16 protein-coding genes and 1 pseudogene are annotated in these 16,980 nt (G+C 59.3%); 16 read left to right on the top strand and 1 reads right to left on the bottom strand.

The genetic code is table 11. The features are described 5' to 3' along the window. Nucleotides 1-115: 115 nt before the first annotated feature. The 12 genes and pseudogenes from KZX66_RS16280 to KZX66_RS16335 all read left to right on the top strand — a co-directional run. Nucleotides 116-706 (top strand): annotated as a pseudogene (locus tag KZX66_RS16280) (HAD-IA family hydrolase); the annotation flags it as partial. A gap of 123 nt (nt 707-829) precedes the next feature. Further along, nucleotides 830-2,053, top strand: a complete 1,224-nt coding sequence (locus KZX66_RS16285) for a transaldolase family protein (RefSeq protein ID WP_248081558.1) — start codon at nt 830-832, stop codon at nt 2,051-2,053. Continuing rightward, nucleotides 2,050-2,778 (top strand): sulfotransferase family protein, encoded by a 729-nt coding sequence (locus KZX66_RS16290; RefSeq protein ID WP_248081181.1) that lies wholly within the window; start codon nt 2,050-2,052, stop codon nt 2,776-2,778. Before KZX66_RS16285 ends, KZX66_RS16290 begins: the two co-directional genes overlap by 4 nt. Nucleotides 2,779-2,788: 10 nt before the next feature. After that, entirely contained in the window at nt 2,789-3,514 is a 726-nt protein-coding gene (locus tag KZX66_RS16295) for an SDR family oxidoreductase (RefSeq protein ID WP_248081183.1), read from the top strand. Next, nucleotides 3,511-4,647 carry a hypothetical protein gene (locus KZX66_RS16300; RefSeq protein ID WP_248081185.1) on the top strand — a complete coding sequence of 379 codons (1,137 nt, stop codon included), beginning with the start codon at nt 3,511-3,513 and terminating at the stop codon, nt 4,645-4,647. Before KZX66_RS16295 ends, KZX66_RS16300 begins: the two co-directional genes overlap by 4 nt. 7 nt (nt 4,648-4,654) lie before the next feature. Next, complete coding sequence (locus KZX66_RS16305; RefSeq protein WP_248081187.1) at nt 4,655-5,440, top strand: class I SAM-dependent methyltransferase; 786 nt, start codon at nt 4,655-4,657, stop codon at nt 5,438-5,440. After that, the gene (locus KZX66_RS16310) at nt 5,437-6,666 is read left to right on the top strand and encodes an MFS transporter (RefSeq protein ID WP_248081188.1); all 1,230 of its coding nucleotides are present in this window, start codon (nt 5,437-5,439) and stop codon (nt 6,664-6,666) included. Before KZX66_RS16305 ends, KZX66_RS16310 begins: the two co-directional genes overlap by 4 nt. Then, the gene (gene cysC, locus KZX66_RS16315) at nt 6,663-7,277 is read left to right on the top strand and encodes an adenylyl-sulfate kinase (protein ID WP_248081190.1); all 615 of its coding nucleotides are present in this window, start codon (nt 6,663-6,665) and stop codon (nt 7,275-7,277) included. Before KZX66_RS16310 ends, cysC begins: the two co-directional genes overlap by 4 nt. 93 nt (nt 7,278-7,370) lie before the next feature. Next, nucleotides 7,371-8,006: a CGNR zinc finger domain-containing protein gene (locus KZX66_RS16320; protein ID WP_248081192.1), complete on the top strand. Its 636-nt coding sequence runs from the start codon at nt 7,371-7,373 to the stop codon at nt 8,004-8,006. 121 nt (nt 8,007-8,127) lie between these two features. Further along, a complete protein-coding gene (locus tag KZX66_RS16325; protein WP_248081194.1) occupies nt 8,128-9,174 on the top strand; it encodes a type III secretion effector protein in 1,047 nt (348 codons plus the stop codon). A 235-nt stretch (nt 9,175-9,409) separates the two neighbouring features. Further along, a complete protein-coding gene (locus KZX66_RS16330; protein ID WP_248081196.1) occupies nt 9,410-9,616 on the top strand; it encodes a type III secretion effector protein in 207 nt (68 codons plus the stop codon). 111 nt (nt 9,617-9,727) lie between these two features. Then, nucleotides 9,728-10,711 carry a type III secretion protein gene (locus KZX66_RS16335; RefSeq protein ID WP_248081198.1) on the top strand — a complete coding sequence of 328 codons (984 nt, stop codon included), beginning with the start codon at nt 9,728-9,730 and terminating at the stop codon, nt 10,709-10,711. Between the two features lie 9 nt (nt 10,712-10,720). Here KZX66_RS16335 and KZX66_RS16340 read toward each other — a convergent pair whose 3' ends face one another. After that, nucleotides 10,721-11,872 carry an MFS transporter gene (locus KZX66_RS16340; RefSeq protein WP_248081200.1) on the bottom strand — a complete coding sequence of 384 codons (1,152 nt, stop codon included), beginning with the start codon at nt 11,870-11,872 and terminating at the stop codon, nt 10,721-10,723. Nucleotides 11,873-12,064: 192 nt separating this feature from the next. Here KZX66_RS16340 and KZX66_RS16345 point away from each other — a divergent pair, with 192 nt between their 5' ends. The 4 genes from KZX66_RS16345 (at nt 12,065) to KZX66_RS16360 (ending at nt 16,978) form a co-directional block, all read left to right on the top strand. Then, complete coding sequence (locus KZX66_RS16345; protein ID WP_248081203.1) at nt 12,065-13,051, top strand: diaminopimelate epimerase; 987 nt, start codon at nt 12,065-12,067, stop codon at nt 13,049-13,051. 305 nt (nt 13,052-13,356) lie between these two features. Further along, on the top strand, nt 13,357-15,375 hold the full coding sequence (locus KZX66_RS16350) for a type VI secretion system tip protein VgrG (protein WP_248081206.1): 2,019 nt from the start codon (nt 13,357-13,359) through the stop codon (nt 15,373-15,375). After that, entirely contained in the window at nt 15,375-16,208 is an 834-nt protein-coding gene (locus KZX66_RS16355) for a DUF4123 domain-containing protein (protein WP_248081209.1), read from the top strand. Before KZX66_RS16350 ends, KZX66_RS16355 begins: the two co-directional genes overlap by 1 nt. Further along, complete coding sequence (locus KZX66_RS16360) at nt 16,205-16,978, top strand: hypothetical protein (RefSeq protein ID WP_248081210.1); 774 nt, start codon at nt 16,205-16,207, stop codon at nt 16,976-16,978. The genes KZX66_RS16355 and KZX66_RS16360 overlap by 4 nt, the downstream gene beginning before the upstream one ends. Nucleotides 16,979-16,980: the final 2 nt, after the last annotated feature.

Here is a 16,980-nt window from a genome sequence, read left to right on the forward strand (position 1 = left end):
AAAAACCGCTCAAAAGCGTTTGACAGGATTTTTGCTCACGTGTCTTATAGGCACACCTCAACTCGCTCCGCCGGTAGTTCAGAAGTCACGCGGAGTCACCTATATAGAGAAGCCTATGTGTCTATCGGCCGTTATAGGGGAACTACCAGAGCAGGGGGCAGCGCAGTTGCCCAAGTTAGTCATCTTCGATTGCGACGGTGTACTTGTCCAAAGTGAAGAGATCACCCTGTCTGTATTGATCTCCATGCTTAATGCTCTTGTGCATGAGCGTCAGGCACTGGACCGTGCTTATTTCATTGAGCGCTTTCGTGGACGAAAAGTTGGCGAGTGCCTGCGTGAAGCCGAGGAATTATTAAATGTTAGTTTGGGGAAGACGTTTGAAGAGGACTTTCGAGCGCGGGCATTGTCCGCGTTAACACTCGCGTTGAAAGCCACCGATGGCATCAGTGATGTATTGGACGGCCTGACAATCCCTTATTGCGTGGCCTCCAGTGCGCCGCGCAACAAAATAGAACACTGTTTACGCCTCACCGGGTTGTTGCCGTACTTTGAAGGACGAATATTCAGTTGTTATGAGCTGGGGCGTTGGAAACCTGATCCTTTGGTGTTTTTAACCGCGTGCGCTACGTATAACGTTGATGTACGTGATGCCCTGGTTATTGAAGACAGTGTGGTCGGCATTCAAGCGGCTGTCGCCGCCACTATAAAAGTTCTGGGTTTTGGTCCGCTGCATCGGCATACCGCATTGGCCGAGGCCGGTGCGACACCCTTTTGCGATATGCGTGAATTATTGACCCTTATTAACCGAGCCACTGAAGGAGCAGGCGTCGTGGGCACACAAGGTTATATAGAACGGCTTAAACGCAATGATCAATGTTCAGAAGTGTGGTGGGATTCATCGCCGGTGGCCTACGCGCCCTATAAAAGGCACTTGTTGGATAAGTACCCGGCGGCGGTCGCGCACATCGAGCAACTGATGCCGGATGAGCTGTCGCAGCCCTGGGGCTTGAGCAGCGTGACCACCAACCCTCGGCTGGTGACGGCGGCGATCCTCGATAAACGTGAATACTGGTCCTCCCGTTTTAACCTGGCAGGGCTGTCCTGCGGGGCGTTGCGCAACAAGCTGTATAACGAGGTGATCAGCGAAGGCGCCTCGGCACTCAAGCCCTTGTGGGTACATTCGGCGCAGGCCGACGGTTGGATCAGCGCTCAGGTCGACCCTTCGGATGTGCGCTGCGCCGAGCGCATGACCGCCCGAGGGCTGGAGCTGCATCGCCTGGCTGCGAATGTGATGGTCAAGGTGCCGGGTAGTCTCGAAGGGATCGCGACGGTCGAACAGCTGGTGGCCCAGGGCGTCTCGGTCAATATCACGTTCTGTTTTACCGTTTCTCAGTTCCAGGCCGGTATCCAGGCGTTAGAACGCGGCTTGGCCACTGCACGCAGCAACGGCATCGACACCGGCCCTTGCAAGTACGTGATCACCTTCATGATCGGGCGTTTCGCCTGCCAGCCGGAGTTTGCGTTGCAAGCGGCAGAGCGCGGCCTGGCGCTGGCACCAGAGGAACTGCGCTGGGCCGAGCTGCTGATTTACCAGCAGATACAAGCCCTGGTCGCGGCCTCGAAAGTACCGGTTAAAACCCTGCTCTCCAGTATCAAGGTCGACATCGATGAGCGTGGCCACAAACACTGCTGGCATCTGGAGAAAACCGGACTGACCGCCACCTGTTACACGCTGACCCCGGACGTGGTGGAGTTTCTGATCGAGCGCGAAAGCCACGGCAAACCGGTGGCGCCGGCCAGCGAACCGGTGCAGGCGCCGCCGGCCACGTTCGCCAAACTCATCGGCATTCCGTACTTCTGCGAAGCCTTTTTGCTCGACGGCATCGAACCCTACGACTTCGGCAACCATGAGGCGTTTATCAACGCCTGCACTGAGGCCAACAGCGCGCACCGTCGCCTGACCGATTACTGCGTGCGCCTGTGCCCGACGGCCAAACCCTTCAGCCTGTCGCTCAACGCCGTCCTCGCCGCTGAATACGGGGTGCCGGCATGAATAAAATGGTGGGTTTATGGGCGCATCCGCGCTCGCGTTCCACAGTGCTGGAGCGGGTGTTTATCGAACGCGGGGACTTCCAGGTGTTCCACGAGCCCTTCGCGCACATGGCGTTCTGCGAGGCGTCGGCGATCCCGTCGGATGAGTGGGACCACAGTTTGCCCACCACGTACGAGGGCATAAAAGCGCAACTGATCGAGGCCAAAACCCAGGGCAACGTGTTTCATAAAGATATGTGCTACCACTGCCTGGATGACTTGAAAGTCGATCAAGACTTTCTGGCCCAACAACACAATATTTTTATTATTCGCGAACCCGCCAGCAGTATTGTTTCCCATCATCGAGTACACCCGGATATGCCGTTGCAGGCCATCGGGCATAAAGCCTTGTACGAGATCTTTTGCGTGGTGACCAAACTGACCGGGCACGTGCCCTATGTGATAAATGCCGATGATCTGGCCGCCGAACCCGAGCGCGTGATGCGCAAGTTGTGTGATCACTTGCAGATTGAATTTCTGCCCCATGCGATGACTTGGAAACGTGAATGCCCGCCGCAGTGGAAAACCTGGAGAAGTTGGCACGTCGCGGCGGAAAACAGTGAGCGTATTGTGTTGCCGGATAATCAGCAAGTTGACAGCGATGTACTCGATCACTCTCCCAAACTGAAAGCCTTGTACGACTATCACCGGCCTTTTTACGCGCGCATGAATGAATTTTGTCAATAAGGACTGTTGGATGAAGAAGTTGATTATCACCGGTGCCGCCAATGGGATTGGCCGGGCGACAGTAGAGCAGGCTATCAATCAAGGTTATTTCGTGATTGCTGCCGATAAAGATGCCGATGGTTTAAATAACTTGCAGCGCCTGTACGGACCGCAGGTCCTGGAAACTCAGGTTGCAGAATTTTCGGACAATGCAGTCATCAAGGGTTTTATTCCGGCGTTATACACACGTCACACCACGATTTATGGACTGGTGAACAACGCCGGTATTTACCACGGCAAAAGTGTCTACCAGTACAGCGATGAAGAAGTTGACGACATCCTCAATGTCAATCTCAAGGCGCTGGTCTACCTCTCCAAAGACTTCGCCGAACGGGAAATGCCCCACGAGGCTCCACGCAGTATCGTCAACATTGCCTCGGTGGCCGGAGAAGTGGGCAGTTGCGATGCGCTGTACGGCGCCACCAAGGCGGCGGTGATCGGGCTGACCAAAGCCAACGCCTGGAATTTTGCGCCGTTCGTACGGGTAAATGCGGTGTCGCCGGCGCTGATCCACGACACAGCCATCTACGACACCATCCCCGAATACCGCCGCGCCGAGTACGCGCGCCAGGAAATCCTCAAGGACCCAATCCTGCCAAGTGGCGTCGCGCAGGTCATTTTGTTGTTGATCGGCGATGCCATGCGCCACATCAGCGGCAGAGTCATTCCGGTGGACAACGGGGCTTACCCACGATGAACCCGTCGACCCCCAGGAAAAAACTGCTGCTGGTAGGCGCGGGTAACCTGTGCCTGCAAATCCTGAAGATTCTCGGGCCCAAAAATGCCTTCGAGTTCGTGGTGCTGGGGCGCAATGAGGAAGCGACCCTGCGCCTGTGCAACCTGGTGGCGCTGTCGTGTGCGCAGTTGGGGCAGTACATCGCGATCAAACCGGTGATCGCCGACCTGACGGATGTCGACAGGGTGACGCAGATCCTGCGCGAAGAGGCGCCGGACATATCTGTCAATTGCGCATCATTGCAGTCATGGCGGGTCATTACCGGTTTGCCCAAACTCACATTCGAACAACTGGACCAGGCCCAATTTGGCCCCTGGCTGCCGATGCACCTGACGCTGATGCATCACTTGATGCAGGCGGTAAAAGCCTCCGGCATCGTCACCAGGACCATCAACGCGGCCTTTCCCGATGCGGTCAATCCGATTCTGGCCAGGGTTGGCCTGGCGCCGGATATCGGCGTAGGCAATGTGGCCAATCTGGTGCCGGCCGTGCGCTTCGCCATCGCGCGCCTGCTCGAGTGTGCGCCCTCGGATGTGCAGGTGTGCTTGTACGCCCAGCATTATTTCAGCCACTACGTGCCGCGCGGTGGGTTGCCGCCGCGCGCCAGCTACCGCCTGCTGTACGAGGTGCGCGACCGCCCGAGCGTGGCACGCCCGCCGGACGAGGCGATTTTTTCCACGGTCAAGACCGAGTTCCGCCGCCTGGGAGGCATGGACGGGCAGTTCCTCACCGCGTGCTCGGCAGTCACCGTGATCGAAGGGTTGTGTTCCGCCACGCCGGTACTGGTGCATGCGCCGGGCCCGTTGGGGCTGCCTGGCGGCTACCCGGTGTGGTTGCACAACGGGCAGATCCAGGTGCAGTTCTGCGACGCCTGCCCACAGGACGAGGCGGTGCGCCTCAACAGCATCTGCCAAAGCCACGACGGCATCGATGAAATCCATTGCGACGGCTCGGTCACCTACAACCCGCAGTGCATGGCCGTGATGCAGGCGATGTTGGGGTACTCCAAAAAAACCATGTCCATCGAGCAGTCTGCCGAGTTTGCCAATGAGTTGGCGGGCAAGTACTCGGCGTTCAAAAATTCAACCTGGTAGGTGTGTGATGAATCAGATGTCTGGGCGCAAACACAACGAAGTCGCCAGTTACGCCGCGCAATACTCAAAGAGTTTCGTCGAACGCTGGGATGATTTGATCGACTGGGACAAAAGAAAGGCAGGCGAGAACGGCTTTTTTGAAGGCGTGCTGAAACGGCACGGCGTGAGGTCGGTGATCGACGTGTCGACGGGCAGCGGTTTTCATGCGGTGCAGCTCAAACAGGCGGGGTTCGATGTGGTCGCCACCGATGGCAGCAGCACCATGTTGACCAAGGCGCGGGCGAACTTCAGGCAGCGGGGTTTGGATATCCAGTCCCATTACCGCGACTGGCTGTCACTTGATCCTCAAGAGCTGGGTCAATTTGACGCCGTCGTGTGCCTGGGCAGTTCGCTGTGCCATGTGTTTGAGGCCAAGGCCCGGTGCGAAGTACTGGAAAAGTTCCGGGCCTTGCTCAAGCCGGGCGGCCTGTTGATTGTGGACCAGCGCAATTTCTTCGCCATACGCGCCGGCAACTTCAAATCCAGCGGCAATTACTACTACTGCGGCAAACACGCGTCGGTCACCCTGGGGCAGGTCGATCAACACCTGTGCGAGTTCATCTACTCGTTTGATAACGAAGAGCAGTATCGGCTGAAGGTCTATCCGTTGTTGCCTGGCGAGTTGACCAACGAGGTACTCGCGTCAGGCTTTTCAGACCATCGCAGTTACGGTGATTTCCAGCCCGACTACGACATGATGCAGTGTGATTTCGTTATCCACACTGCGGTCGCCAGTGCGAGGAAGCCGGCATGACCACACTGGTGCAGGGGCACGCCCGTCCACTGGACAGTATCGTGCTCGCGGTGGTGTTGACCGGCTTCGTGGCCAGCACCTACGGTTTTGGCGTCTACCTCTTCGCCAACCTGGTGGTGGACATGCGCCGAGACATCGGCTTCGACTACACCACAGTAGGCCTGATCACGGGTGGAGCGCAGATCGGCTTCCTGCTGTTCTCCTCGGTGACCAGTCTGATCAGCCGTTACGTCGACGGCTGGAAAATCAGTCTGGTGTCCACGGTGATTACCTCCCTGGCGCTGCTGGGGCTGAGTGTCAGCAACAGCATCTGGTTGTCCGGTGCACTGTTGATTCTGCTCGGTGGCTGTTCCGCCTCGGTGTATATCCCGTTGGCAGAGATCGTCACCAAGGGCTTCAGCCCCGGTAATCGTTCGCGGGTCATGGGGCTGATTTCCAGTGGCACCAGCTACGGCGTGTTTATCAACGGCTTGTTGGTGTCGTTTCTGACCCTGCAGGGGGGCTGGCGCTCGATTTGGCTGACCGCGGGCCTGATCTCCGTGACCTTATGCGTCGCGGCCTGGTACTTGTTGCGCAGGCTGGGCACGGCCGAAGAGGGCGGTGCTGCGCGGCAACGTTCAGCGTCGGTGGACAGCCACACCCCGTGGCTGAGCCGCTCGCTGTACCTGACGTGGGCGATTGCCTTTCTCAACGGTATGGCATTGCTGCCGTTCCAGACCTACCTGGCGCCGTACTTGCGCGATGAACTGGGGGTGTCGGTGCAGGACACCGGTTTTATCTGGACGACCCTGGGGGCGGTGGGCATGGCCTCGGGGTTTCTGGTGGGGTGGATGGCTGACAAGGTCGGGGTGCGCACGTCATTGGCGATGTGCTTTTTAAGTGCGGGCCTGGCCGCCGTGCTGGTGTTCTGTTTCAACAGCCTGCCCTTGTTCTATGTGGCGGCGTTTTTGTTCGCGCTGGCGTTCTACCCGATCTTCGGCCTGGTACCCAGCTATATCGGGCAGATCGTACCGGTCAGCCGGCTGACCCAGGCTTTTGGTATCGCTAACGTGTTGATTGGCCTGGGCGGGGTCTGCGGCAACTTTCTGGGTGGGTTCTCCAAGGACCTGACGGGCTCGTTCTCAAGCGTCTATTGGGTGGTTGCATTGTTGCTGTTCGTGCAATGCATGATGGTCGTCATGTTGGGTAAACCGCAGGTGTTGCCGATGGAGGGTCAGCGGCCATGAGTGATGTTGCGCAGGGCCCAAACCCGGATCTGCATGCCTTTGCCTTCAGCCATCCGCGCGCCGAGCGCGCGCGCCTGGGGCAGACGCCCAGGGTCATCTGGATGACGGGCATCTCCGCATCCGGCAAGTCGACCATTGCCGATGCGCTCGACATGGTCCTGCGGGCGCAAGGACGCCTGACCTGCATCATCGACGGTGATTCGGTGCGCGCAGGGCTGTGCCGGGACCTGGGTTTCACCGACCGTGACCGTGATGAGAACATTCGGCGGGTTGCGGAAGTGGCGCGCCTGATGCTCGATGCCGGGCTGATGGTGATCGTGGCGCTGATCTCCCCATCGTCCGCCAGCCGGCATTACGCACGCTCGATCATCGGCAATGAGTTTTTTGTTGAAGTGCATGTGGATGCGCCACTGGAAACCGCCGAGAGACGCGACCCTAAAGGCCTATACAAGAAAGCCCGCCAAGGATTGATCAAGCACTTCACCGGGATTGATTCCCCCTATGATGTGCCGGTTTTTCCGGAGGTCCATTTGGATACCCGGGCGCTTTGCGTTGCGCAGTCGGTGGAGGTGATCCTCGATTGGCTGGCACGCAACGACGATCACACATAGCCGCTGGTCTTTGCACCGCAGTGCCGGTGTTTGCATGTCCGGAAAACAAGGTAATCTGCGCCATCGCAGCACTACCGCGTTTCAGGAGCAGTCATGACACATTTCACGGGTACTGCAAAATCGATTCGTTTGATTGGCGGGGCCTGGGTATTGGACTTTATCAACACCACCAATGGCCGCCGCCCTGGCTCTGCACTCAAAGTGCTGGAGGAACGGCTCACCAGTTTTCAATTCTTCTTTGAATGGGCGCTGCATGCCTCGCTGGTCTCTGCCCAGGAATTCGAGGCGTACAGGCCAATGGTGTTCGACTCGCCTATCTCCTACCAGCCGGATCTGGACGCCGTGATTGCCTTCCGGGAGTGCCTGTATGCGGCGTTTTATCCGCTGTCGCTGGGGCGGGCGGCCCCCGACGAAGCCTTGCAGCAGATCAACCTCGGCTTGCAGCAAGGAGTGGGCCGGCGGGTGCTGCGTTCGGTCGAAGGCCTGCCGGCCTGGGAATGGAAACCCTGCGCTGATGCCCAGGCGCTGAGCGCGATGTTGATCGGGCGTCTGGCGATCGATGCGACGCAACTGCTGGTCAGCGCTGATCTTCGCGAACTCAAGAGTTGCACCGCCACCGACTGCGATTGGATCTTTCTGGACAGCTCCAAGAACAAACTGCGCAAATGGTGCCAGATGAGTGTGTGCGGCAGCCGGGAGAAATTGAGCCGCCTCCGGCAGGCGCTGTAAGGGGTAAACCTGGAATAACTCGTCGCGATCAGCAATAGACCTGTTTCTTACAACCCCGCAGGACCTGTCACTGTGGGATCAGGAACCGATTCCGACATAAACGCCACACATGGGCTAGCTGATGGGCTTCGACATGCGTTGGAGCGACAAGCTGAAGATCGCATCCACCCTACTGGAGAAAATTATGTCGGTATCGATGTCCGATACACCCGCATTTGCCTCATCACCCACTGATCTTTCGCAGATTCATTCCAAGCCTGAGACCAAAGCCGGTCGACCGGCGCCTGTGGTCAACACTGCTGCGAACGTCAGCTTTGTGCCGCGTGAGGGCCAGGGCGGGCCGGTGTTCGGCAAACATTACCCCTCAACAGGGCGTCATCTTCCTGCCGAGCACCTGGCCCCCAACCTCAGCGCACCGGCGCTGTCGAGCTTTATGGACGCGTTCAAGCATTGGATGAGCCAATGGTTTTCAGGGCATCGCCCACCCATGGGGCCGGGCTACCACAGGCCACCGGCAAAACCGGATCCGGCGTGCAGCCATGCACCGTCGCGCCCCAACCCTCATGGTGATAAACCGTACCCGAACCCGATAGGCAAGCCGCACCCGCACTACGCACGCAAAACCAATGAACAGCTGGCGCAGCAGTTGCAGCGGCACTTCAACGCTTTCAGCGACCCGTTGAAACCTGGGTATGTGAGTGCTGACAGCATCTACGCGATGGCGAAAAAGGGCTGGTCGTTCGATCCCGTCACGAACGCAAACATTCGCCTGGCCAATGAACTGCTAAGGCGTCCCGAACTTATGAGTGCCCTTGACCGGAACACGTCGACCGGGGCATTGGACGGGCTGATCGACCGGCAAAATGTCAACGTGGTCATAAAAGGAAAGAACGCCTTCAAGTACAAGACTGACAAGCAGTTGGCGGGCGAGATGCTCAAGCATTTCAATGCGTTGAAGAGCAATTCCTGGGATGGGCAGCTGAGTTTCAATGAGCTGAGGGGGCTGGCCGCGCAGCGGCCGAGCGGAAACGCTTCCAAGGATCATGTCATCCAGCTGGCCCAGGAAATCCTCAAGCGCAGCGACGTGCTGACGATCATGGACAATCTTGCCGGGCGTGACGGTGACGGTCGAATCAGTTGGCGAGCGCTTTATTTGCTTTCCCGCTGATCGATACCCAGGCGCCGTCACCTGATGACGGCGCCTGCTGTTGTTTTGTCAGGAACTGTTTACGCGGGTTTGCCACATAGGTGATACCGACGTTGATCGAATCGGTCGCGTTTCAGATCCCGAGCCAGAGCTAAAAATGACGTCAACCTCGTTTAATTCTCCCCAACACGGTTGTCAGGAACGCGTTCACAGTGCCCGGGATGCCGGTGCGCCGGTCCTCAGCAATGACCACGTCGTGCAAGACCCTCTGACTGCGCCGCACGTGCATGCGGTGGAAGCCCGACGGATGAAGACCTTCGAAGGCCAGCGCAAATTCCAGGCACCGGTCGCGGATGACTTTTCCCGGGGCATGCTCGCCACCGGGAAGGTGAACGGTGATGACACGTCCTCACTCAGACACACCGGACTGATCAACAGTCTGGCAGCCTGGTGGCGTCGGTAAAGGGCGTCCTGGCGGCGTTTTTACATGCTGTCATCTGTATTCGACGATCATCTGGAACTGTCGTGTTCGCCCAGCCACACATGAGGCACTTGTCTGAGTTGAACCCATTTGATGGTTTCAATCGCCACGCTGGCGATCATCGGGCAGGTACGTATTGGAAAGCGTTGGAGAGAGTCCATGACAATCGAGGGTGCACTACCTCACGTTCGACCCTTGGCCCTTGACGGGCCAGCCCTGCGAACCACCGCGCCAGCACCGGCCGCATCCGCTGAAACGCTGGAAGCACCGTACTCTGAGCGCCCAATCGGAGAGCCTCGCAGGCCCCTGCAACCGTGCGCGTCAGTGTCGGTGCTGCATCACCGGGCGTTGCAGAATTTACCTGCTGCGCGCGCCAACCTTCCCCCACCCGGTGCCACTTCCACCGATAGCCAACTGGCAACCGCCCTGGAAAAAGCCTTCGGCCTGCTGCACCCGTTCATCAGCGACGGGCGTTTGACCTGGTCGTCATTGCAACGTATTGGCGCGCAACCTCAGGGTGAGAGCGAGGAGCGGGATCGAGCGATTCAGGTAGTCGGCGAAATACTCAAGCGTCCACGGCTGAGCGATGCCATTTTGAGTCGCGACGGCTATATCACACGCGATAGCCTCAGGGGCGCGGCCCAGGCGTTGCAGGGCAACAGCTCACCTGGCGTGTTCAGCCAGGATCCGTTTCACGTCAAAAGCAACGCCCACGTGGTTCAGGCGCTGCAAGGGCAGTTTGAGCAATTGAGAGACAGGACCCAGGACCGGACATATCTCTTCGAACAACACCAGTACGTCGAAATTGCCACGCTCAAAACCGTCATGCAGGACCCCTATGCCGTTGATCAACAGGGTGTACCGGTGCTTGACCCGTTCACCGGCATGCCCAGGCCCAGGTACAGCGAGTTTTGCGTCTATACGGCAAAGAACATCGTTGAACGTCCAGGTTTACTGAGCGCACTCGAACGTGCAAACGCCACGCGCTTGTTTGGCCCGTTTCAAAAGGACGGCTGGCTCAGCAACAAGAGCCTCGAGCGCTGGCTCGAACAAGACGAGGCTTATAAAGCGCGATGAACACTGTGCTTACACTTTTAGAATTTTGCCGCTGATGGCCACACCCGCCAGCAACAAGGCTATCAGCACGAAGGCAGTACTCAGGCTACTGCCATGGGCGACAAAACCGATCACAGCGGGGCCGGCGAGAATCCCGGCGTACCCCAAGGTCGTGATCGCCGGCACTGCGATATGTTCCGGCATGACCGTTTGCTTGCCCACCGCTGTGTAGAGCACCGGCACGATATTCGAACAGCCGGCCCCCACCAATGCATAGCCCAGCAGTGCGGTTTCCCATGTTGGCAACAAGGTCGCCAATAACAGGCCGGCAGTGGCCAGTGCGCCGCCGATCACGATCACTCGGGCAGCGCCCAGGCGCCGCACGATGGCATCGCCGGTCAGCCGTCCGGCGGTCATGGTCAGTGCGAAGGCCGCATAACCGAGGCCCGCGTAGGCTTCATCAAGACCGCGTTCGCCACTGAGGAACACCGCGCTCCAGTCGAGTACCGCGCCTTCGGCCAAAAACACGATAAAGCACAGGCAGCCGATAAACAGCACCACGCCATGGGGAATCGCGAACGCCGGGCCCGAGCTTTCGCTGCCATAAGGCAGTAGGTGTGGGCCGGCCTTCAGCAGTGCCAGCGCCATGATGACGATCACCACAAAGGTGGCTTGCAAGGGCGACATGCCCAGCCCCAGCAACCCCGAAACCCCGGCGGCGCCAACAATACCCCCCAGGCTGAACAACCCATGGAAGCCCGACATCATGGTCTTGCCGCTGGCCCGTTCAACGATCACCGCCTGCAAATTCACCGTGGAATCCACGGTGCCGAGGCCTGCGCCAAACAGGAACAACCCGGCGATCAGCAACGGGATCGAGCTGACCGTTGCCAGCATTGGCAAGGCCAGGCAGATCATGATCGTGCCGGCGCTCAATACACGTCGGCAACCATAGCGGGAGGCCAAGGCGCCAGCCGCCGGCATCGCGATGATCGAGCCCACCCCCAGGCACAACAACAGCAGGCCCAACGTGCCCTCATTCAGCTGTGCCCGCGCTTTGGCATAGGGCACCAGCGGCGCCCAGGCCGCGATGCCGAAGCCAGCGATGAAAAATGCAATACGGGTGGACATTTGCTCAAGCCGCCCGGGAACCACGGGCGCGGAGGTGGGGATGGCAGTCATGAAAAATCCTTGATTTTGCGGTCAACGCACGAGGTCCGGCGTGACATCCTTGCACATCAGGCAGTGGGGGGCGAGCCGGGTTCCCTCGGCATCATCTCTGCTCACAACGCTTGCATTGTGTAATAGGCTGCTGGCCCAGCCTGTAGGCAACTGGATGGACAAACCGATGAGATTTTTAAGGCGTACGCTGTCATGACGCTGTTCTATGACGCGCGAGGCAACATTTATGGCGTGGTCAGCCCGGCGTTGTTACGGCGCCGGGGCATCGCGGTGCCTGACAGCGCGTCCCAGGCCGCAGCGGTGCGCAGTGCTTGGGCCGCCTCAGCCATTGAAGCCGAGTGCGGCTGGGGGGCGATACCTCGGCCGGCGCACGCCAAGGCCCATCGCTGTGATGGTCTGTTGGTGGGGCCGTTCCAGGCTGAGCCGCCGTTTGACCTGTTGATCGTGAACACTGATGGAACCCTCGCCGAACGCAGCGGCAACGGGTTAACGATCTTCGCCCAGGCACTCACAGACCAAGGCGCGATGACCGAAGCCTGTGAGCTGCGGGTGCACCATGACAAGTCCGACGCGCTGTCGCCGGTGGCTACACGGGTCGAACCGGCGGTCCATGAACAGGTTGCCGGGTTCTGGCTGACCTTGGGTTTGCCCGAGTTCGGGCCGTCGGCCGTAGGCGCCAGCGGCGTCAATCAGACGTTTCTGGGGGACATCGAACTCAGCCGTGTGCCTGCCTTGACGGCGCTAGACCCGCAATGGCGGCACAGCCAGTTTGTGCGGGTGGGTAATCCCCATTGCGTCACGCTGGTCGAACAGCTTTCAGCCCTGCCGGACAACCAACAGATGCAGCAGCCAAGCCTGTTCGACGTATTAAAGGCAATAGCCTTCGCGCCGCCGACGGGCGCCGGTCAGCCATGCGTCGCCGGAGTCAATTTACAGTGGGTTGCCAGGCAGTCCGCCAACCGGGTTGTGGCGCGAGTGTTCGAACGGGGAGAAGGGCCCACCGCGTCTTCGGGAACCAGCGCCAGCGCGGTGGCGTGCGCGGCATGGCGAGCGGGCTGGGTTGAGGGCGGCGAAGTTTCGGTGGTGATGCCAGGTGGCACTGCGCCGGTGCGCTTGCATACTCACGCCGATACGTTGCTGAGTGTCAGTCTGTTCGGGGCTGCACGAGCCCAGGCATGAGCGCTTATAAACAGTTGATATCTTGAGCAGGTGTCAGCTGCTTCTCTAAGGCTGGGATATTTAGTTGAAAGGGTTCGTAGGGCATTTCCCATGTTTAATAAGATGCTGCTTATCTCGATTTAATATGTTGTAAAAGACTCTTCCATCACTGGCGTACGAAACTTCTTTTTTATTTTGAACAGGCCGATTTTGTCCTGAGATCGCTAAGCTTCAGGGCGCTTAGGCGCTTTTTCTCGGCATTTTTTGGCTGTTTAACGGGAGAAAGTATTTCAGTTCGATCATGAAAAGATGGCGGTTAACAAAGGATGGATAACGCTTTTATTTCGTCACATTTCAAATTAATTCTTCCAGGGCAGCAGACAGATTTCAAGGTGCTGGCGTTCAAAGGCCTGGAGGCCATTGATCAACCGTTTTTCATCCGCGTGCAGGTGGTGAGCGAGTGCCCTGACCTGGATCTGGAAGCTCTGCTGCACCAGCCCGCCTATCTGGATTTCGGCGAAGCAGGCGAGGGCCTGCATGGGCAGGTTTACGCCATCGGCCGCGATGATCCTGGGCGTCGCCTGACCCGCTATCACCTGACGCTGGCGCCTAATCTGGCCCGCCTTGCGCATCGGCGCGACCAGCGGATTTTCCAGCAACGCAGCGTTCCCCAGATCATTGCGGCCGTGCTCGAGCATCACGGCATCCTGGCCGATGCCTACGCGTTTGAACTGGGCCCGGTGGTGTATCCGCCGCGTACGTTCTGCGTGCAGTACGCGGAAACCGACCTGCATTTCATCCAGCGGCTGTGCGAAGAGGAGGGCATCCATTATCACTTCCGCCACAGTGAGGATGCGCATGTGCTGGTGTTCGGTGATGACCAGACCGTATTTCGCCGCCTCCCGGTACAGTCTTATTCAGCTGTCGGCGGGCCCCAGGCCCAGGCGCGCGTTATCCAGCGTTTCGATGTGCGTCTGGCCACGCGCAGCCGGCAAACGGTGGTGCGCGATCATGACTTCGAGCACCCCTCACTGCGCCTGCAGGACACCGCCGGCCCCACCGCCACACCCCCTCTCGAAGACTACCGCTACCCCCCTGGATTTACCGCGCATGCACGCGGTGTGCGCCTGGCCCGCAGGGGGCTGGAGCGGCATCAGAGCGACCGCCACCGGGCGTTGGGCAGGGGTGATCAACCGGCGCTGCGCAGTGGGCACTTTCTTGAGTTGCGCGATCACCCCAACCCGTCCTGTAACGATCTGTGGCTGCTCACCTCGGTGCGCCACGAGGGCTATCAGCCGCAGGTGCTCGAAGAGTCGATAGTGGAGGCGGGTGTCTTCCACGGCTATCGCAACCGGTTCACGGCGACACCCTGGCATGCGACCTATCGGCCCCCCCTCAAACACCCCAAGCCGACCATCAACGGCAGCCAGACCGCGACCGTAACCGGGCCCGCCGGTGAAGAGGTGCATTGCGATGCCTATGGCCGAGTGAAGGTGCGCTTTCACTGGGACCGGCTGGACAAGACCGATGACAAAAGCAGTTGTTGGGTGCGTGTGGCGTCGGGTTGGGCCGGCGACGGGTTCGGTGCAACGATGATTCCGCGGGTCGGCATGGAGGTGCTGGTGACCTTCCTTGAAGGCGACCCGGACCTGCCATTGATCAACGGTTGCCTGCCCAACGCGTTGCACCTGCCGGCCTACCCTCTGCCGCAGTACAAGACCCGCAGTGTTCTGCGCAGTCGCAGCACCTCTGGAGGCGGCGGCGCCAACGAGCTGTACCTCGAAGACCGTCGTGGCGAAGAGCTTATCTATCTACGCGCGCAGCGGGACATGGAGCAACAGGTAGGCCATGACAGCCACTTCGAGGTGGCGGGAGAGCGACGAGAGATCATTCGGGGTTTAAGCACGGTTCATCTGGACAGCGAGGAGCATCGCCACGTCACTGGTGATCGCAAGGTTGTCCTGTGTGCCAGTGACCATCTGGATGTGCAGGGCAACAGCCGGACGTATGTGGCCCAGACCCTGGTGATTGAAGCGGGTCAGCAGGTTCATCTCAAGGCCGGTGCCAGTTTGGTGATCGACGCCGGCGCGCACCTGAGCTTCAAAGCGGGTGGAGAGCACTTGGTAATCCAGGCGGGCGGTATTTTCAGCAGCCGTCCCATCACCCTCGGCGGCTCACCGTCTTCGGTCGTGTCTACAGGGTCTGAGGCGGTTGGCGAGGTGCCGAAAGTGGCCGCCGCCCAAGGCGCCATCATGCAGTTGGCCAGGCAATTGGGGGCGGACTTCTGCCCCGTATGCGAACGCTGCCGCGAAGGCCTGTGTGATGTTCGTGGGAGGGCCGCCTGATGGTCAATCTCCCAGGCCATTGGATGGCCGATCAGCAACAGGCAGGGCACAGGCTGTGCTTGATGCTTGAAGGCAGCAACGCGGCGCGTGAACCCATGATGGCTGCCCGCGCGGTAGCGGAATCCTGCACGCTCTATGCACATACCCCGCTGGCGGAAATGGCCCCACCGGGCCCAGTGATCCTGCTGCTGGATCAGGGGGCAGAGCCCGCGCTGCTTGACCTTTTGGACACGCCCGAAATGCATTGGGGTTGGTTGTGCAGCCTGCCAACTGCGGATCTGGCGGACGTGGCGCGGCACTGGCGCAACCGGCTGCTGGTCGGGTCACCCGGTAGCCAGTCGCTGTACCGCGTTCACGACAATCGCACGCTGGCGCGCACATTGGCGTATTTGCCGAGGCATCACTGGCCGGCATTCCTTGGCCCGATGATCAGCGTGTGCTACTGGCACGAAAAACACTGGCACATCTCGAATAACCCGGCGCCAGGGGAGTATCCCGTGCCCGAACCCTTGCCTTGGCTCAACGTCCCCCACCCAAACGCCGGTGCGATCCTGCACGCCAATATCCTGCGTTACCTGCTGGCAGAACACAGTGAAGCGCTGGTTGCGTTGGTCGAGTTTCAAGACCCCAAAGTGTGGTTGACCCAGGTACTGGAGCAGGCGCGCGTTTGGCATTGGAAGCGGCCGGACCAGCTGGAATTCCTGGTCGTACGGAGGTTGGAAGAGGCCACGCGCAGCAGTGTGATTCGCTGGCAACCCGTGGCTGGAGAAGCGCCCGCAGATCATTTCGAACGGGTGGTGCAGCAGTGGCGGCTGATGGAGAAAGAAGGATGAGTCGACGAGTGATTAACGTGCTGCTTGCGCTGGGTCTGGCGGGGCTTTTTGGGTGTGCGGGAAAGCCGGTTGACAGGTTCACCTTGGAGGTGGATTTGCCCCCGGAATTTGAACTTAAAACGGCCGCCAACTACCTCCCCGCGACCGGTGAAACCTGCACCGCGCCAGCGCGTCGCGGCAAACGGCCAGAGCGCAAAGTCTTTTTCAGCGACTATAAGCCTGGCCCCAGCCGGGTGAGCTATGAGCTGCCGTTGAGTGAAGCCGTCGCGGGCTGCCCGCTGGTGTTGCGCAGCGTGGAGTTTGATTTTTATGCGAAGTGGGGTAAGCGCAGTGCGGATGTAGGCGGGGATATGGCGAACATCTACATCAGCGATCGCCTGAATATACCGGGAATGCCTGAGTCAGGCGTGCAGGAGCTGCCGGGGCAGTGTCAGTGGTGGTTTCGAACCGTGGGTCCCGCTCACGGGATCAGGAAGATTCTGCAATGCCGTTCGTTGGACGCGGCCGGTCAGGTGCAAAAAACGCGGGCAGGTGGCGTGGCACAGCGGGATCAGCTTGCGGGAAAAACACTCAGGATGGTGCTGAGGTTGGCGGAGGAGGAGCGACCTGCAGTTGACGATAACTGGGTTGCTGTTTCAGGCGGCTGGAAGCGTTGCAGAGGGAAAAGCTTCGAAGACCGGGATGCCTACTGCAACGGTGATATCACCAACTTTAAGCCGATAAAAATGCCGGATGGCCGCATCTGCGACGTTTATCCATCGTGTAAGTAACA

The sequence above is a fragment of the Pseudomonas sp. EYE_354 genome, assembly GCF_023148575.1.
Lineage (GTDB): Bacteria > Pseudomonadota > Gammaproteobacteria > Pseudomonadales > Pseudomonadaceae > Aquipseudomonas.